Raw genomic sequence first — 15,896 nt, 5'->3', positions numbered from 1 at the left:
GCGATGCCCGGTTCAACGTTTGGTCTCCGGCCCGGCGATCGGGCCTCTGGCGCTGGCCTTGTCTTTTTCGAGAACTGCTTCGGTGATCGAATTCGGCAGCCGTCGCGGCTTTTCGATCAGCCCGAGCACCGGCATGGCGATGATGAAGAACGCAAAATAGTAAAGCGTCGCCAGTTGGGACATGACGACGTATGCGCCTTCCGCCGGCCGGGAGCCGAGCCAGCCGAGAAAGAGGGCATTGGCAACGAACAGCCAGAAGAGCACCCTGTACCAGGGCCGATAGACCGCCGAGCGCACCTTCGAGGTGTCGAGCCACGGCACCAGGAACAGCACGGCGATCGAGCCGAACATCGCGAGCACGCCACCGAGCTTGGAATCGATCGGCCCGATATTGAAGGTGATGGCCCGCAGGATCGCATAAAACGGCAGGAAGTACCATTCCGGCACGATGTGGGCCGGCGTCTTCAGCGGATTGGCGATGCTGTTGTTGTCGGGATGGCCGAGGTAGTTCGGCAGGTAGAAGACGAAATAGGCGAAGAAGAACAGGAACACGAGGATGCCGAAGGCATCTTTGACGGTGGCATAGGGCGTGAAGTCCACGACATCGGTTTTCGATTTGACCTCGATGCCGGTCGGATTGTTCTGGCCGACGACGTGAAGCGCCCAGATATGCAAGGTCACCACGCCCACAAGCACAAATGGCAGCAGGTAATGCAGCGCAAAGAAGCGGTTCAGCGTCGGATTATCGACCGCGAAGCCGCCGAGCAAAAGCTGCTGGAGCCAGTCGCCGATCAGTGGGATGGCGGTGAAAAAGCTGGTGATGACAGTAGCGCCCCAGAACGACATCTGTCCCCAAGGCAGCACGTAGCCCATGAAGGCCGTCGCCATCATCAGCAGGAGGTTGGTGCAACCGAGCACCCACAGCAGCTCACGCGGCGCCTTGTACGAACCATAGTAGAGCCCGCGGCAGATGTGGAGGTAGACGGCAATGAAGAAGAACGACGCGCCGTTGGAATGGAGATAGCGCAGCAGCCAGCCCGAATTCACGTCGCGCATGATCTGCTCGACCGAGTTGAAGGCCAGCCCCGTATCAGGGGCGTAATGCATCGCCAGCACGATGCCGGTCAGGATCTGTGAAACCAGCATGATCGTGAGAATGCCGCCGAACGTATAGGCATAGTTCAGGTTGCGCGGGACGGGATAGACGATGAAGCTGTCATAGACCAGCCGCGGCAGCGGCAGGCGGGCGTCGAACCAACGTTCGATTCTGGTTTTGGGCGTATAGGTCGAGTGTTTGCCGCCGCTCATCGAAATGCCCCCTGCCTCAGCCGATACGGATCTTGGTGTCGGAAACGAATTGGAACACCGGTACCGCCATGTTCTCGGGTGCCGGCCCCTTCCGGACGCGGCCGGCAGTGTCGTATTGCGAACCATGGCAGGGGCAGAACCAGCCGTCGAAATCGCCTTCCTGACCATGCGGGATGCAGCCAAGATGGGTGCAGACCTGGATCATCACCACCCAGGCTTCCTTGCCCGGCATAGTTCGATTGGCGTCGGTTGCCGGCGCATCGGCCGGCAGGTTGGCGTTGCGGGCAATTGGATCCTTGAGCTCGGCGAGACTGACTGCCTGGCCGTCCTTCCTCTCTTTTTCGGTGCGGTTGCGCACGACAACCGGCTTGCCGTGCCAGTCGACGATCAGCGACGTTCCCGGCGTCAGCGAGGAGACGTCGACCTCGATCGCGGCGGGCGCCTCGACGCGCAATGTGTGCTCGGCTGTGGAGGTTTCGGAAAGGTCGGCCATGATGGCGACTCCTATTGTCGGAAGCTGCGTCATCGCGTTGGTGGCAATCGAGCAAAAGTCAGACCACGGCTTTCGCGTTTCCAGTCTGCTCGTGCCGCGCGGAATATGCCGGCCGTGGCCGGGTGTGAGCCATCGTGCCAACGGCACGTGCGTCCAATACTTTCGTTTAGGATTTCCTGAGCGAAGGACTGGCCGGGCCGGCGATGATGCCATCATGGAAGGTTCTGGATTCCTCCAGATAACCGTTGGCCGCTGAGCTGGCATACGTCCCGGCATTGCGCACGGCGATCCCGAACTTCAGTCCGACCATACCTCGGCATAGGCACGTCTAGCTGTCGGTGTCGTAGTCGTCGTCTCCGCCAAGTGCGAGTTTCTGGAGCGGTTGTCTCGCGTGGCGCGGGGCAGGTTTTCCGCTCGGCGACGACCAGTTGCGGGATTCAATCGGGTTCAGAAAAGGGAAAAGCGGTGAAACTCTACTACAGCCCTCTCGCCTGCAGCCTGGCGGACCACATCGCTCTGGAAGAGGCCGGTGTTTCCTTCGAGCGCGAAAGTGTGAACCTCAAGACCAAACGGACAGGCTCCGGGGATGATTTCACTACCGTCACGCGCAAGGGCTATGTTCCAGCCCTCGTGCTGGATAGCGGCGAAACGCTGACGGAAAATATCGCCGTCCTCGACTGGATTGCGTCGCAATACCCGCCACTGGCAGTGGCGGGGCCGTTGGGCCGTACCCGCCTTCTCGAAGCGCTGACCTACATCTCAACTGAAATACACCGAAGCTTCAAGCCGATGTGGCACCAAAGCAGCGATGCCGAAAAGGCCAGGGCGAGCGCGACGATTACGAGCCAACTCGAGTTCGTCGCTGACGGGCTCGAGACCGACTATCTGTTCGGCGACAAGCCCAGCGTCGCGGATTTTTATCTTTTCGTGATGCTGCTTTGGGCGGCCCGCTTCCAAGTCCCTGTTCCCGCGCCTTTGCAAGCCCTTCGCGTCCGAATGGCTGCCCGACCGGCCGTGCGCATCGCAATGGATCGTGAGGGCCTCGTCTGAAGCTGAGGGCGACTTCGAGCATAAGACCAGATGCAACATGTCCTCTCGCCCAAACAGAAGATCAGGAGTCATTCTCATGCTGCCGTTCCTGCGGATGCTACATCTACATCCAGCCGCTTCCAAGCGCGGGGACGGCCTAGGTCTCGAATTTCTGAGGAGGGAAATCGAGGAAACGCTTGACCTGACCGGCATTCAATCAGAGTTCGCCGCACTGCCTCCTGGCCGAGTGTTACAGTGGTTGGTCCGCCGCCCGCAGTCACCATCGAAATAGGCAACATTTCCTGTCGGCCGATGAGGCGGGCGGTCCGGTCGTTCCTGCTTGTTGGTCATTACAGAGGCTTCATCATGAATGCGAGTAAGGCTCCCGACACGGTCGATCATCGCCGCCGGCGCATTGTTGGTGCTGCAGCAATGACGTTCGCCGCCACCGAACTCGGCTTGAGCGAGCCGGCGGCCACTTGGACGGTCGAGGCGAGGGCATCTGCTACGCAAGCCACGCAGAAATCATTCGGCTCGCTCGGGCAGGTCAATGCCGGAAATCTGAGCGTCGGATATGCGGAGCTGGGGCCCGCCGAAGGTGCCCCAGTGATCCTGCTTCATGGCTGGCCTTATGACATTCACACCTACGCCGATGTCGCTCCCCTGCTTGCCGCAAAGGGGTACCGCGTGATTGTGCCCTACCTGGGCGGCTACGGCACTACGCGCTTCCTGTCGGACGAGACGATGCGCAACGGCCAGCAGTCGGCGCTCGCCGCGGATACGATCGCCCTGATGGATGCGCTGGGGATCGAAAAGGCCACGATCGCCGGCTGCGACTGGGGCGCTCGAACGGCCAATGTCGTTGCCGCGCTCTGGCCTGAGCGTTGCAAGGCGATCGTCTCGGTGAGCGGCTATCTCATCGGAAATCAGCAGGTCGGCATGGTGCCGCTGGCACCGGAGGCGGAGCTTCAATGGTGGTATCAGTATTACTTCGCCACGGATCGCGGCCGCGCCGGCTACGAGAAATACACGCGCGATTTCGCCAAACTCATCTGGCAACTCGCTTCGCCGCAGTGGAATTTCGATGATGACATCTTCCAGCGCAGCGCCGCAGCACTGGACAACCCGGATCACGTCAGCATCGTCATTCACAATTACCGTTGGAGGCTCGGCCTGGCACAGGGCGAGCCGGAATATGACGTTCTGGAAAACCGGCTGGCCGAAGCTCCCGTGATCACAGTGCCGACCATTACCCTTGAGGGCGATGCCAATGGCGCACCCCATCCCGACAGCAGTTCCTACGCCAAGAAATTCTCGGGCAGATACACGCACCGGATCATCACCGGCGGTATCGGCCACAACTTGCCTCAAGAAGCCCCGCAAGCCTTTGCCCAGGCTGTCATCGACGTCGGCGAATACTGATCAAAATCCATGACGTGCCCCCGACCGCAAGGAATAAAACGGGAAGAGTCCTGGTTCTCGGCACAGCCTCCGGTCCGCTTAGGCGAGAACAGCTCTCCCGCCGACCCAGACCGACGCGATGTTGGCCCTGGAAGCGGAGTAGACGATCTTCTGAAGGATGCCGTCGCCGTCGTCGAGTTCGTCCCACAGGTGAATTGTGCCTCTGGGCGCGGCGGTGTCGACCAGGATCGCATCGAAATGGTAGCCAGGCGAGAATCGCCCCACAGGCAAGCCGAGTGCCGCGCCACCGCCTGCCGTCGCCAGGTGGAAGGACTCGCGAAAGTCGACGCGTGCTGTTCCGGCCGTGCCGCGCGTCTCGGCCGCTAGCGCCGGGTCGGTGCCGGTTTCCAGCATGCGCGACGACATGACCGTCGCGCGCATCGCATCGAACATCGAGGCGCTCGGTCCCCCGGAAATGTCGGTGCCGAGCCCGACCTTGACACCCTTCTCGAGGGCCGCCCTCAACGGGAACACGGCGCCTGCGAAGTAGGCGTTGGAGACGGCGCAGTGCGCCACGGCCGCCTTGCGCACGCGGATCGTCTCCATGTCGGCAAGCGTAATGAAATTGGCGTGCGCGAGCACGCTGCCGGCGCGCAGCAGGCCAAAGCGATCAAGGCTAGACGTGTCGCTGATCCCGTGGCGCTGCAGCACGTAGCCATGCGCCCAGTCGCTCTCCGAGCAATGCGTCTGCACATGGCAGCCGCATTCCTGCGCAAGCGTGCCGAGCCCTTTGAGGGCGGCGTCGGTACAGGAGGGGATGAAGCGCGGCGTAATGACCGGCTTTACCCGTCCCGTGGCATTGTCCGGATGCCCATGCACGTAGTCGATCAGAGCGCGCGTGCCATCGATGGCCGCGTCCGCCGAGGTATCGCGATAATAGGCCGGGCACTCGTCGGGATTGTCCATCGCCACTTTACCGACCAGCGCACGTTGCCCACGTTCGAGGCAAATGTCGACGAGCAGCCTTGTCGCGTCCTGGTGGATGGTTGCGAAATAGAGCGCTGTGGTCGTGCCGTTAGCGATCAGGTCGTCGACCAGCAGGCCGTAGCTGCGCCGCGCGAAGGCGAGATCGGCGTAGCGCGCCTCCAGGGGAAACGTGTGTTTGTGGAGCCAGGCCTCGAGCGGCACGTCCAGCGCTCTGCCGAGCTGCGGATATTGCGGCGCGTGCACGTGAAGATCGACGAAGCCGGGCAGCAGATAACTCTGCGCCGGCAAGGTCGCCAGCGAACCGGTCCGGCGCGCGGCCTCCAGCGCCTCGTCATAGCCGGCATCATGCGGATGCAGCACCGAGGCGATGATGCCTGATTGATCGATTGCGATCAGGGCATGGAGCAACTCTTCCACGAGCCCGCGCTCCGGCGCGTGAAAGCCGCTGGCCAGAAGCGTCTTGCCGCTCAGGTCGCTCACCTGTCCTCCGCCGAAGAACAGCTACGCACTGCCGTCGCGAAGCGCCAGAGCGTGATTGCCCGTCCGTCGATGCCGATGACAATATCGGAAGGGCTGCCGCTCATGCGGCTTGCGCCGTCGTGCCGTAGGTGATGCCCTTCTCCTTCAGCCAGCGGCGATAGGCGATCGACGAGCCGTCGGCCCGCGTCGGGATTTCCGCGCGCGGCTCGAGCGGCAAAAGAAGTGGCCGCTGGTTCTCCAGGATGATGCGGTCCTGCAGGAAGATGAGCTGCTGGAACTGCACAAGTTCGGTCGTGGTCGATACGTCGTCGATCAGGAACATGACGGGGTGCGCGCGGCAGCGGTCCGGATCGAGGGGCTGCACGAACAGACAGATCACGTCCCACCGGGTAGCCGAGTTGGGGCAGGTCTTGTAGAGCATCACCGCGAAAGGATTGGCGACCCGGTACATGTATTGGGTCATGATGCCGCCGGTCGCCGAGAGTGCTGCCTGCGGCTGGAAGAATTCGCAGTTGGTCGCCCACACCTCATCCACGTCGCGGCGGATTTCGGTTGTGTAATGCCGCACTTCCGTGTGCGGCTCGGCGCCCAATATGTCGGTATGGACGAAGGGGAAATGCGCCATGTCGAGGAAATTCTCGACGATGCGCAGGCCGGACGCCTTTACCGCGATCGCTCCGCAAACGACAGGCCGGCGATCGTCCTCATAGGCCTCCGGGATCGACAGCACATCGCCGGCCGGCATGCCGAGCGTGATCCATAGATAGCCGTAGCGTTCCTTGGCCGGGACTTGGCTGCCGTCGCCGGCACGCGACACATTGACCGGGCCTGCCGTATCGCGGGCTACCAACAGATCGACGCCCAGAAGCCGGTTCGGCATCGTGCCGACCGGAATCTCGTTCAGCGCGTCAATGCAATACCATTGGTCGAGGGCCGCCTGCTCCGCAGCTCGCTTAATCGTCATTGTTGCGTCCTTCCTGTGCTATCTCACTGCCGATAGATGCGGTCCATCACGGCCCGGTGGTCGGCCATCGCCGCCTCGACATCGAAAGAGGCGAAGTCGCCTCTCGCGATAATCTGCCGGCCGTTGATGTAGGAATAGTCGACCTTGGAGGGTCCGCAAAGCACCAGCGCGGCGAGCGGGTCGCGCTCGGTGCCGGAAAGGCCGAGTTGGCTGCGTTTGACCGCGATGAAGTCGGCGCACATGCCGGGCGCGAGATGGCCGATGTCATTGCGGCCGAGCAGGGCAGCGCCACCGCGCGTCGCCATTTCGAGGGCCTCGCGCGCGGACAGCGCCGTCGGCGTGCCGCCGAAACCGCCGCGGCCGCCGGGCTTTTCGGAGAGGTAGTGGTGCGGCGCGACACGCTGAAGCATCAGCGCCAGCCGCGCTTCCATGAACAGGTTCGACGTGTCGTTCGAGGCCGAGCCGTCGACGCCAAGGCCGACCTTCACGCCCTTGTCGAGCATCTCGCGGATTTTCGCGATGCCCTGGCCGCAGCGCATGTTAGCCGACGGGCAATGGGCGACCCCGGTGCCGGTTCCGGCGAAGCGGTCGATCTCGTCGCTGGTCATGAAAATCGAGTGGGCGAACCAGACGTCGTCACCGAGCCAGCCGACGGATTCGGCGAACTCGACCGGCCGTTTGCCATAGATTTCGAGGCAGTACTTCTCCTCGAAAAGCTCTTCGGCAAGGTGCGAATGCAGGTTCACGCCCTTGTGGCTGCGCGCCAGCGATGCCGCATCGCGCATCAACTCCGGAGTCACCGAGAAAGGCGAGCAAGGAGCCAGGATGATTCGGCTCATTGAATGCCGCGACGCGTCGTGATAGCCGCCGATCAGCCGTTCGGCATCCTTCAGGATATCCTCTTCCTTTTCGACGCAGCGATCCGGCGGCAAGCCGCCCTGGCTTTCGCCGCGCGACATGGCTCCACGCGCAGCGTGGAAACGCAGACCGATATCGCGGGCCGCACCGATCGTCGCGTCGAGCGTGCAGTTGTTGGGCAAGATGTAGAGGTGATCGGAGCTGGTCGTGCAGCCCGAATGGATAAGCTCGGCCATCGCTACGCGCGCCGAGACACCTATCGCATCGTCGTCGAGCTCGGCCCAGATCGGATAGAGCGTCTTCAGCCAGACAAGCAGTTCGTCGTTCTGAGCCATCACACGGGTGAGGTTCTGGTACATATGATGATGCGTGTTCACCATGCCCGGCATGACGACATGGCCCGATAAGTCGAGCACCTCGTCGGCACTGGAGGCACTGAGTTCCGCGGTGGTGCCGACCGCTTCGATGACGTTGTCGTCGATCATCAAGGCGCCGTCGGAAATCTCGCGGCGCGTATCATCGAAGGTGGCGAGCAGATCGATGTTCTTGACAAGCAGGCGGGGCATGACGGTCTCAACACATGTCGCGGAAATAGGGTTCGCCGAGAGCAGCCGGCGCGGCCATTACCCGGCGCATGCGCTGCCAGGCAAGCACCGGCACGATGATCAGGGCGATCGTGCCGAGATAGGGCAGCATCGACAGGATCGGCGCCGCGATCGGCCAGTTGCGTGCTTGGCCGACGAAGCCGAGCGAGGTGATGAGACCGAACAGCAGAGCGGCCAGCACGGCGTTGAGGGGCCGGTAGCCTGCGAAGATGACGAGAGAGACGGCAATCCAGCCGCGGCCGGCCACGACGCCTTCCGACCAGGAGGGAACGAAGGCAAGCGTGAGGTAAGCGCCGGCGCCGGCCGCCAGCGCCGAGCCCGCGGCGACATACCAGAAGCGGATGCTTAGCACCGAAATGCCGGCGGCGTCGGCTGCCGCGGGGTTTTCGCCCACCGCGCGCATGTTCAGCCCGTGGCGCGTGCGGAACATGATGTAGTGCAGCACAACCGGCAGGACGATGTAGATCAGGTAGACAAGGATGTTCTGCGTGAAGATCGCGCGACCGAGCAGCGGGATGTCGCTAAGATAGGGAATAGCGATCGGCGCGAAGGTCGCCGGCGCCGGCATGCCGGAATAGGCGCGACCGATCGTTGCGGCCATGCCGGTGCCCATCAGCGTCAGCGCCAGGCCGCACAACACCTGGTTCGCTTTAATGACGACGGTGCCAAGAGCGAAGACGCAGCCAATGAGGAAACCGACGGCAAGCGCAAGGACGAAGCCGAGCATAGGGTGCGGCGTGGCGACGACGACCGCGATGCCAGTGATTGCACCGAGCGCCATAAGCCCTTCGACGCCAAGATTGACGACGCCGGCGCGCTCGGAGAGCGTCTCGCCCAGCGCCGCCAGCGCCAGCACGCCGCCGGCGAGAATGGAGGTCTGGATCAGTCCGGCGATCATGTCCATGGGTGTTTCCTCAGCTCGCGACCGGTTCGGTCCGCGTGATGCGGTAGTGAGCGAGTTCGTTGCCGATCGCCGTGAAGAACAGGATCAGTCCGGTGATGGCGAGCACGGCCGAGACGGTGATGCCTTGCGTCTGCAGGATGATGCCCGAATTCAGGATGACGCCCATCAAAGCCGCGCCTGCGAGCACGCCAAGTGAGGAACCGCGCGCCAGCACCGCGACCATGATGCCGAGATAGCCGAAATTGTTGGAAATGCCGCCCTGCAGGCGATGCACCGTGCCAGCTACTTCCAGCATACCGGCGATGCCGGCGATCGCTCCCGACATCAGCAGGACGACGATCAGGCGGCGGCGGAACGGCATGCCCGCATAAAGCGCCGCGCTCGGGTTCGACCCAGCGACCCGCACCTCGTAACCCCAGCGCGTGTAGTTGAGCAGTCCTGCGATGACAAAGGTGAGCAGGATCGCCAGCGGGAAACCGTAGTGCACGATACCCCAGAATTCAGGCACGTCATGCGGCAGACGTGCAGTGGTCGCGAGCGCATGGCCGCTCGGGTCGAGCCATGGTCCGGTGGCGACGTAGTAGACCATCAGCGTCGCCACGAAATTCAGAAGCAGGGTGGTGATGAGTTCGCTGACATCGGCGTAGGCGCGCGCCAGCGTCGGCACCAGTATCCAGAGCAGCCCGCCGAGCGCGCCAGCGATGAACATAACAGGCAGGATCAGCCAGGTCGGGCCGGGAATGAACAGCGCGACTGCCGTGGCGCTGAAGGCGCCGGCATAGAATTGGCCCTCCGCGCCGATGTTCCAGGCGCCGATTCTCAGCGCTACCCAGACCGACAGGCCGGTCAGGATCAGGGGAGTGACCAGAAGTCCGACATCTTCCAGCCCGAAGCTCGAGCCAAAAGTCGAGTTGAGCACCTCCCAGGCGAGTTCGACGGGAGCATTGCCGCGAGCGGCCAGAACCAGGCCGGCGACCCCCAGTGCCAGCACGATCGCCAGGGCACGTGCCGCAAAGGCAACGGAGGGCTGCGCGGATGGAACGCGCTGGAGCTTGATCGCCAAGGTCAGTGCTTCCCGGCAGCGGCCTGGGCGCCAGCACTGGACCGCATCTGCCCGCCCATCATCAGGCCGATTTCCTCGATGTCGGTGGAGGCAGTCTCCACCGCGCCCATGATCCTGCCATGGAACATTACGGCGATGCGATCCGACAGGTTGAACAGCTCTTCCAGCTCCTCGGAAATGAAGAGCACACCGACGCCGGCATCGCGCAATTCGACGAGATAGTGCATCATCGTGTTGATCGCGCCGACATCGAGGCCACGGCTCGGATAGGCGGCGATCAGAACCTTGCTTGCGATGCGCATCTCGCGGCGTGCGACGAGGCGCTGCTGATTACCGCCGGAAAGGTTGCGCATGGGCATGCCGAAATTGGGCACCGCAACGGATGCCGCTTCGGCGATCGTGCGCGCAAGAGCAGCCGCTAGGCGCGGTCGGAACGCGAAGCCCTTTGAAACAGGCGCCGACGCATATTCGCGGATTATGGCGTTGTCGGTGATTGAAAGCGCCGGCGCCAGACCGCTGTGCAGCCGGTCTTCGGGAATGTGGCCGACGCCGAACTTCGCGTAATCGACCGCGCCGGCGGTCGTGACGCCCTTTCCGCCGAGCAGTATCTGGCCCGAGTGGATCGGCCGCAAGCCGGTGACGACCTGGGTCAGCTCCTTCTGGCCGTTGCCGGCCACACCGGCGATGCCGAGAATCTCGCCGGCATGGATGTCGAGCGAAACCTCGTCGAGAAGGATGCCGCCCACGTCGTCACGCGCGACGACGGATTTGAGGCTGAGCACCGGCTCGGCGGAGATGCCGGCCGCGCCTGGCTGCCTGGCACGCAGATTGCTGAGCACGATCTCACGGCCAACCATCAGGCGCGCCAGCATCTTCTCGCCGCAGTCCGCGGTATTTTCGGTGGCCACCTTGCGGCCGCCGCGCAGCACGGTGATGCGGTCTGATATTTCCAGGACCTCGTCGAGCTTGTGGCTGATGAAGATCACCGCATTGCCCCGGGACACGAACTGCTTGAGCGCCTTGAAGAGCTCGCGCGCTTCCGCCGGAGTAAGCACTGCAGTCGGCTCGTCGAGGATCAGAACACGGGCATTGCGCGCGAGCACGCGTAGGATTTCCACGCGCTGCTGCTCGCCGGTCGAAAGATCGGCGACGCGCGCGGATGGCCGTACCGCGAGGTTCAGCTTCTCGGCCAGTGCGGCAGTCCGCGCCTCGAGCACCGACGAGCCAATACGCTTGGGCGTTTCGGACCAGCCGAGATGAATATTCTCGGCGACCGTGAAGGCGGTCACCAGCTTGAAATGCTGGTGGACCATGCCAATACCGGCGGAGATCGCATCGACTGGAGATGCGAAATGCTTGGCATAGCCGTCGACGACGATCTCACCGGCATCCGGCTGATAGATGCCGGTGAGGATGTTCATCAAGGTCGATTTGCCGGCGCCATTCTCGCCGAGCAAGGCGTGGATCTCCCCCGGCATCACGTCCAGGTCGACGTCCTGGTTGGCAACGACGCCGGGGAAATATTTGCTGATGCTCTTGAGCAGCACGAGCGGCGGTGCGCCGGAGCCAGGCTCGTAACGTCCCGGGGAGGTGGACGGCACCTCCATGCCGCCGTAGCGGTGCTCGCTCGAAGCATGATGAACTGGAACAAAATCATTCATCCCGCTTAGCTCTTTGCCTTCTGCCGCATAGTCTATCCGAAAACTCTGCAATCTTTCAGGATTACGCTTGGAGGCCGCTGACGCCTTCGATCGACCAATCCCAGTTGTAGAGTTCCTCTTCGGTCATGCGATGGCCGGCAGCCACCTTGACGTTGCCCTTGGTGTCCTTGATCTCGCCCTCGAACGGGCTCCAGCCGCCGAGAATCTTGTCGCGCACGGCATCGGCCTGCTTTGCGACCTCGGTGGGCACCGTCTCGCCCCAGGCATCGCGGTCGATACCGCCGCCCATCGGCAGGATGGTCTGCGATGGCGTCCACTTGCCTTCGAGGCGCAGGCGCACCTGGTCGACATAGAATTTCTTGAAGTCGATGGCGATCGAGGAGACGTAGGCCTTCGGCCCGTAGCGGCGGATGTCGGTATTCCACATCACGGCCTTCGCGCCGCGCTGCTCGGCCACCTGCAGATAGCCTGCTTCGTCCATGATGCCGAACAGAAGGTCGGCGCCGTTGTCGATGAGCGCGGTGCCGGCCTGGGTGGCAGCCTGCGGATCGAACCACGAGTTGATGACGATGGTCTGCATCGTGGCGTTGGGATTGACCGAACGGGCGCCCATCAGGAAGGCATTGGTGCCGGAAAAGACCGACGGAACAGGGAAGGAGGCGACGTAGCCGAGCTTGCCGCTCTTGCTCATCAGGCCCGCGGCGACACCGGTGACGTAGGTTGGGTACCAGTGGGCGAGATAGTAGGTCGAGAGATTTTCGAGCGGGTTGCGGCCATCGCATTCATAGAAGGCGACGTCCGGCGAACGCTTGGCCACGTCGTAGAGGAAGTCGCCATAGTTGGAGGTGGCAAACACCATGTTGGCACCTTCCGAGACGAACTGGCGGAAGGTGCGGGTCGCGTCGGCCGAATAGGGGATGCTTTCGACGAACAGCGTCTTCAGCTTCGGGAACGCTTCCTGCACGGCCTTCATGCCCTGGTCGTGGCTCCAGGTCCAGCCTTCATCGGTCACCGGACCGGTGTGGCCGAAGGCGATGACCGCGTTTTCCTCGGCGACGGCGGCGAGCGGCGTCTGTGCATTGGCGGGCGTGATAAGGCCGGATTTCGGCAGGAGCAGCGAGGCGCCGGCCGCGGCGCCCATGTTGAGGAAGCCTCGGCGGGAGAGATTGCGCAGGTCGATCATGCTTCGGTCCTTTGTTCCGTGTCGTGTTCAGTTCGGGAGAGACAGTTCGGTTTCCATGAGGCGGTCGATTTCTGCCGACCAGTCGGCCGACCATGCCTGCTTGATGTCGTCATCGAGCCATGCTGCGGACAGGCCAGCCAGCGCGATCCGCTTCAGTGCCGACGGCCCGAGCGCAAAATTTTCGGCGATCAGCGCGTATTCGCGGTCGAGCGTCGTGGCGAACATGGGCGGATCGTCGGAGTGGATCGTCACGGTAAGCCCGGCCTCGATCATGCGGCGGATCGCGTGGTCGGGCGCGGTGAGGTCACGCCAGACGGTGGTGGCCAGCGTCGTGCTCGGACAGCAGGTGAAGACGATGCCCATCTCCTTGCACTGCTCCATCAGCGCCGGATCGTCGACGACATGGTAGCCGTGGTCGACCCGTCTCAGGCCGAGGACGTCGACGGTATCGCGGACATAGTCCGCCGGGCCATCCTCGCCCGCATGGTTGGTGACATTGAGCCCGGCAGCCCGCGCTCGCTCGACGATGCGCGCAAACATCGGCGGCGGGTTCGGGCGTTCGTCGTAATCGAAGCCGATGCCGATCACCTCAGCCGGGCGCTCGGCCAGAACCATGTCCAGGAAGCGCTCGCCACCTGCCGCGCCGAGCGGCTTCGCATGCGCCGGTATCAGCTTTGCCATAAGCCCATAGCGCTCCTTTGCGCGGTGAAAGCCGTCGAGGATGCCTTCGAGCATAGTCGAATAGGCCACGCCATGAGCCAGATGCGCATGCGGGCTGAAGAACAGTTCGACGTAGCGCGCACCGGCTTTAGCGCAGCGCTCCAGTGCCTCGAAGGTGATGCGAGAGAAATCGTCCGCAGTCCTGATCGAGGCGCAAACCAGATCGTAAATCTTCAGGAAATCCAGCAGGTTGCCGTAGCTGTAGAGCTCCGATGTCAGTCTGCCGTCCGGCAGCGGCACCGCGTTCAGCGCCGCCAGCTCGGCGAATGTCTCCGCGGATACGGCGCCCTCGAGGTGCAAGTGCAACTCGACCTTCGGCATGAGCTGAATGAAACTTGACAACGACATCGACGCTCACTCGCCCGGATCGGCAACCCCAAAGCCGTACCTGGTTTTCTTGGGCGACGGACGGCTGCCGAGTTGTTCGATAATCGCGGCTTTTTCCAACTGTCCGATCACCTGATACGCAACAGATGTCAGGGAAACGGGGCTTGCACAAGCCAAAAAATGATGCCTAACTAGACACATTATAAAACTGCTTAAAAAATGTGCAGGCCGGGAGAAATATAGGCATGAAGCACCTACGGGAAGCGCAGAACCCTGCGCCTCCGCCTCAAACAACGCGCCTGCGCTTCATCGGCCGACTGGTGTCGTCGAGCTTTGGCGAGTTCGCCGACAGGCGTGCCGCTCGGCTCAATCTCGATCTGCTGGTGCACGAAGCCGCGGACGATTTTTTTGTCGTCCAGGTTTCGGGCCAGCCCGATCTCATCGATGCCTTCGAGATGGCATGTAGCTTGGGGCCAATCGACTGTCTGGTGATGGACTGCGAACGGGCCGAAATTTGGGAATATTCCAGAGGGAAAGACGCAGAATGACGATACAGGCTGGATGGCACCCAGTGGCGCTGTCGGGATCGATCGAGCCGGGCAGTTCGGCCGGAATCCGCCTTGGCGGAAACGAGCTGGTGGTCTGGCGCGACAACAGTGGCGCAGCGCATGTGTGGGAGGATCGCTGCCCGCATCGCGGTATGAAGCTGAGCTTCGGTTTTGTCCGCGGCGATCATATTGCCTGTCTTTATCACGGCTGGCAGTACGATGCGGCCGGCCAGTGCCGATACATTCCGGCCCACCCCGATCTCAGGGTGCCGGCGTCCATTACCGTGTCTGCCCACAGATCGGCCGAGGCGGCTGGGATAGTCTGGACGGCACTGGATCCGGCAGCAGCATTGCCCGAATTGCCTGCCTTGGCAGAGGAGGTGGTGCCGGTCCGCAGCCTGCATCTCGACAGTCCCGCCGCAATGGTGATCGATGTCGTGAGGGCCATGCCGCCCAGGCCCTTCTCCCGCGGATCCGGGCTCGCTGAGCTGAAGGCGCTGAGCGGGATGCTGTTCAGCCTGACGGTCGGCGAAGACACGCTGCTTCTTGGCCTGCAGGAACTGACCGACAAACGATCGGCCCTACACATCGTGATTGACGGACCGGCAGCCAAGTATGCCGGCAAGGGGCAGAAGCATTTCTTCGCTTGGACGAGCGAGCTGCGTCATCATCTCGAGACCGGGCGTACCGGCGCGACCTCGACGACGCGGGCTGCATGATGGCGAGGATCACGCTCTACAACTACGAGCTGGACGAAAACTGCTACAAGGTGCGGCTGGCGCTTTCCATGCTCGGCCTGGAATGGCAGACCGTTGCAGTCGATGCATTTCCGGGGGCGGAGCAGAAGACGCCGCCATTCCTGGCCATGAACCCGGCGGGCAGCCTGCCCATTCTCCGCGACGACGAGGTGACGATGTTCGGCGCCGAGTCCATCATCGTCCATCTGGCGCGCAGCCACGATTCAACGGGTGCATGGCTGCCGGCGGATGGTTCGGATTTCGCCAAGGTGATGCAGTGGCTTTTCTTCGCGGCCGGCGATCTCGGCGTTGCCAGCGCCGCGCGCCGCCATGCCATGTTCGGCGCCGGCGGCGACGAGGCTGCGCTGCGGGCCGGTGCCGCGCACGCACTCCGCGCCATGGACGACCATATGACCGCGCGGGGTTTCGAGAAGAAAGAATGGTTCGCTGCGGACCGCCCGACCATCGCCGACATCGCGCTTTTTCCGGCGTTTGCGCTGAGCCGCGATTTCGGCGTCGACCATGACGAGTATCCGGCGCTGCGCCGCTGGGTGCGTCGCTTCCGCGCGCTTCCGGGCTTCACGACCATGCCGGGCATCCCCGATTACCATTGACGCCCAACATTCGA

The 15,896-nt window shown here is 62.9% G+C and carries 15 protein-coding genes; 5 read left to right on the top strand and 10 right to left on the bottom strand.

Annotation, left to right across the window (positions count from 1 at the left end):
- Positions 1–12: 12 nt before the first annotated feature.
- Both NKH59_RS04155 and petA read right to left on the bottom strand, forming a co-directional pair.
- Positions 13–1,308, bottom strand: a complete 1,296-nt coding sequence (locus NKH59_RS04155) for a cytochrome b (RefSeq protein WP_352470602.1) — start codon at positions 1,306–1,308, stop codon at positions 13–15.
- A 16-nt stretch (positions 1,309–1,324) separates the two neighbouring features.
- Positions 1,325–1,906, bottom strand: coding sequence for a ubiquinol-cytochrome c reductase iron-sulfur subunit (gene petA / locus NKH59_RS04150; RefSeq protein WP_502895671.1), 582 nt, complete (start codon positions 1,904–1,906; stop codon positions 1,325–1,327).
- A gap of 360 nt (positions 1,907–2,266) precedes the next feature.
- On the opposite strand from petA, the gene NKH59_RS04145 reads away from it, so the two are divergent.
- The gene (locus NKH59_RS04145; RefSeq protein WP_352470601.1) at positions 2,267–2,851 is read left to right on the top strand and encodes a glutathione binding-like protein; all 585 of its coding nucleotides are present in this window, start codon (positions 2,267–2,269) and stop codon (positions 2,849–2,851) included.
- Between the two features lie 345 nt (positions 2,852–3,196).
- Entirely contained in the window at positions 3,197–4,252 is a 1,056-nt protein-coding gene (locus NKH59_RS04140; RefSeq protein ID WP_353021061.1) for an alpha/beta fold hydrolase, read from the top strand.
- Positions 4,253–4,330: 78 nt separating this feature from the next.
- Here NKH59_RS04140 and guaD read toward each other — a convergent pair whose 3' ends face one another.
- From guaD to add, 8 genes are all read right to left on the bottom strand, one after another.
- Complete coding sequence (guaD, locus tag NKH59_RS04135) at positions 4,331–5,698, bottom strand: guanine deaminase (RefSeq protein ID WP_352470600.1); 1,368 nt, start codon at positions 5,696–5,698, stop codon at positions 4,331–4,333.
- A 100-nt stretch (positions 5,699–5,798) separates the two neighbouring features.
- Positions 5,799–6,662 carry an aromatic ring-hydroxylating dioxygenase subunit alpha gene (locus NKH59_RS04130; RefSeq protein WP_352470599.1) on the bottom strand — a complete coding sequence of 288 codons (864 nt, stop codon included), beginning with the start codon at positions 6,660–6,662 and terminating at the stop codon, positions 5,799–5,801.
- A 23-nt stretch (positions 6,663–6,685) separates the two neighbouring features.
- The gene (locus NKH59_RS04125) at positions 6,686–8,086 is read right to left on the bottom strand and encodes an 8-oxoguanine deaminase (RefSeq protein WP_353021059.1); all 1,401 of its coding nucleotides are present in this window, start codon (positions 8,084–8,086) and stop codon (positions 6,686–6,688) included.
- Positions 8,087–8,093: 7 nt separating this feature from the next.
- Positions 8,094–9,029: an ABC transporter permease gene (locus NKH59_RS04120; protein WP_353021057.1), complete on the bottom strand. Its 936-nt coding sequence runs from the start codon at positions 9,027–9,029 to the stop codon at positions 8,094–8,096.
- A 10-nt stretch (positions 9,030–9,039) separates the two neighbouring features.
- Positions 9,040–10,092, bottom strand: a complete 1,053-nt coding sequence (locus NKH59_RS04115) for an ABC transporter permease (protein WP_502893731.1) — start codon at positions 10,090–10,092, stop codon at positions 9,040–9,042.
- Between the two features lie 2 nt (positions 10,093–10,094).
- A complete protein-coding gene (locus tag NKH59_RS04110; protein WP_352470700.1) occupies positions 10,095–11,699 on the bottom strand; it encodes an ABC transporter ATP-binding protein in 1,605 nt (534 codons plus the stop codon).
- Positions 11,700–11,814: 115 nt separating this feature from the next.
- Positions 11,815–12,936 carry a BMP family ABC transporter substrate-binding protein gene (locus NKH59_RS04105; protein WP_352540084.1) on the bottom strand — a complete coding sequence of 374 codons (1,122 nt, stop codon included), beginning with the start codon at positions 12,934–12,936 and terminating at the stop codon, positions 11,815–11,817.
- 27 nt (positions 12,937–12,963) lie between these two features.
- A complete protein-coding gene (gene add / locus NKH59_RS04100) occupies positions 12,964–14,004 on the bottom strand; it encodes an adenosine deaminase (RefSeq protein ID WP_352470595.1) in 1,041 nt (346 codons plus the stop codon).
- 299 nt (positions 14,005–14,303) lie between these two features.
- Between add and NKH59_RS04095 the strand changes: the two genes are divergently transcribed.
- Genes NKH59_RS04095 through NKH59_RS04085 form a run of 3 tightly spaced genes read left to right on the top strand, consistent with a single transcriptional unit; the run spans position 14,304 to position 15,882 of the window.
- Entirely contained in the window at positions 14,304–14,531 is a 228-nt protein-coding gene (locus NKH59_RS04095) for a hypothetical protein (protein ID WP_352502545.1), read from the top strand.
- The gene (locus NKH59_RS04090) at positions 14,528–15,250 is read left to right on the top strand and encodes a Rieske 2Fe-2S domain-containing protein (protein WP_352470593.1); all 723 of its coding nucleotides are present in this window, start codon (positions 14,528–14,530) and stop codon (positions 15,248–15,250) included. Before NKH59_RS04095 ends, NKH59_RS04090 begins: the two co-directional genes overlap by 4 nt.
- Complete coding sequence (locus NKH59_RS04085; protein WP_352470592.1) at positions 15,247–15,882, top strand: glutathione S-transferase family protein; 636 nt, start codon at positions 15,247–15,249, stop codon at positions 15,880–15,882. The genes NKH59_RS04090 and NKH59_RS04085 overlap by 4 nt, the downstream gene beginning before the upstream one ends.
- Positions 15,883–15,896: the final 14 nt, after the last annotated feature.

Origin of the sequence: Mesorhizobium sp. M0998, assembly GCF_040318885.1 — a bacterium.
Taxonomy (GTDB): domain Bacteria; phylum Pseudomonadota; class Alphaproteobacteria; order Rhizobiales; family Rhizobiaceae; genus Mesorhizobium.
The sequence above is the reverse complement of the archived record's forward strand: the minus strand, read 5'-3'. Positions and strand labels throughout refer to the sequence as shown.

Bases quoted from the DNA above. Each gene is read 5' to 3' on its own strand.
- NKH59_RS04155 (WP_352470602.1), bottom strand. From the start codon at position 1,308: ATGAGCGGCGGCAAACACTCGACCTATACGCCCAAAACCAGAATCGAA.
- NKH59_RS04140 (WP_353021061.1), top strand. From the start codon at position 3,197: ATGAATGCGAGTAAGGCTCCCGACACGGTCGATCATCGCCGCCGGCGC.
- NKH59_RS04130 (WP_352470599.1), bottom strand. From the start codon at position 6,662: ATGACGATTAAGCGAGCTGCGGAGCAGGCGGCCCTCGACCAATGGTAT.
- NKH59_RS04125 (WP_353021059.1), bottom strand. From the start codon at position 8,086: ATGCCCCGCCTGCTTGTCAAGAACATCGATCTGCTCGCCACCTTCGAT.
- NKH59_RS04120 (WP_353021057.1), bottom strand. From the start codon at position 9,029: ATGGACATGATCGCCGGACTGATCCAGACCTCCATTCTCGCCGGCGGC.
- NKH59_RS04110 (WP_352470700.1), bottom strand. From the start codon at position 11,699: ATGGAGGTGCCGTCCACCTCCCCGGGACGTTACGAGCCTGGCTCCGGC.
- NKH59_RS04105 (WP_352540084.1), bottom strand. From the start codon at position 12,936: ATGATCGACCTGCGCAATCTCTCCCGCCGAGGCTTCCTCAACATGGGC.
- add (WP_352470595.1), bottom strand. From the start codon at position 14,004: ATGTCGTTGTCAAGTTTCATTCAGCTCATGCCGAAGGTCGAGTTGCAC.
- NKH59_RS04090 (WP_352470593.1), top strand. From the start codon at position 14,528: ATGACGATACAGGCTGGATGGCACCCAGTGGCGCTGTCGGGATCGATC.
- NKH59_RS04085 (WP_352470592.1), top strand. From the start codon at position 15,247: ATGATGGCGAGGATCACGCTCTACAACTACGAGCTGGACGAAAACTGC.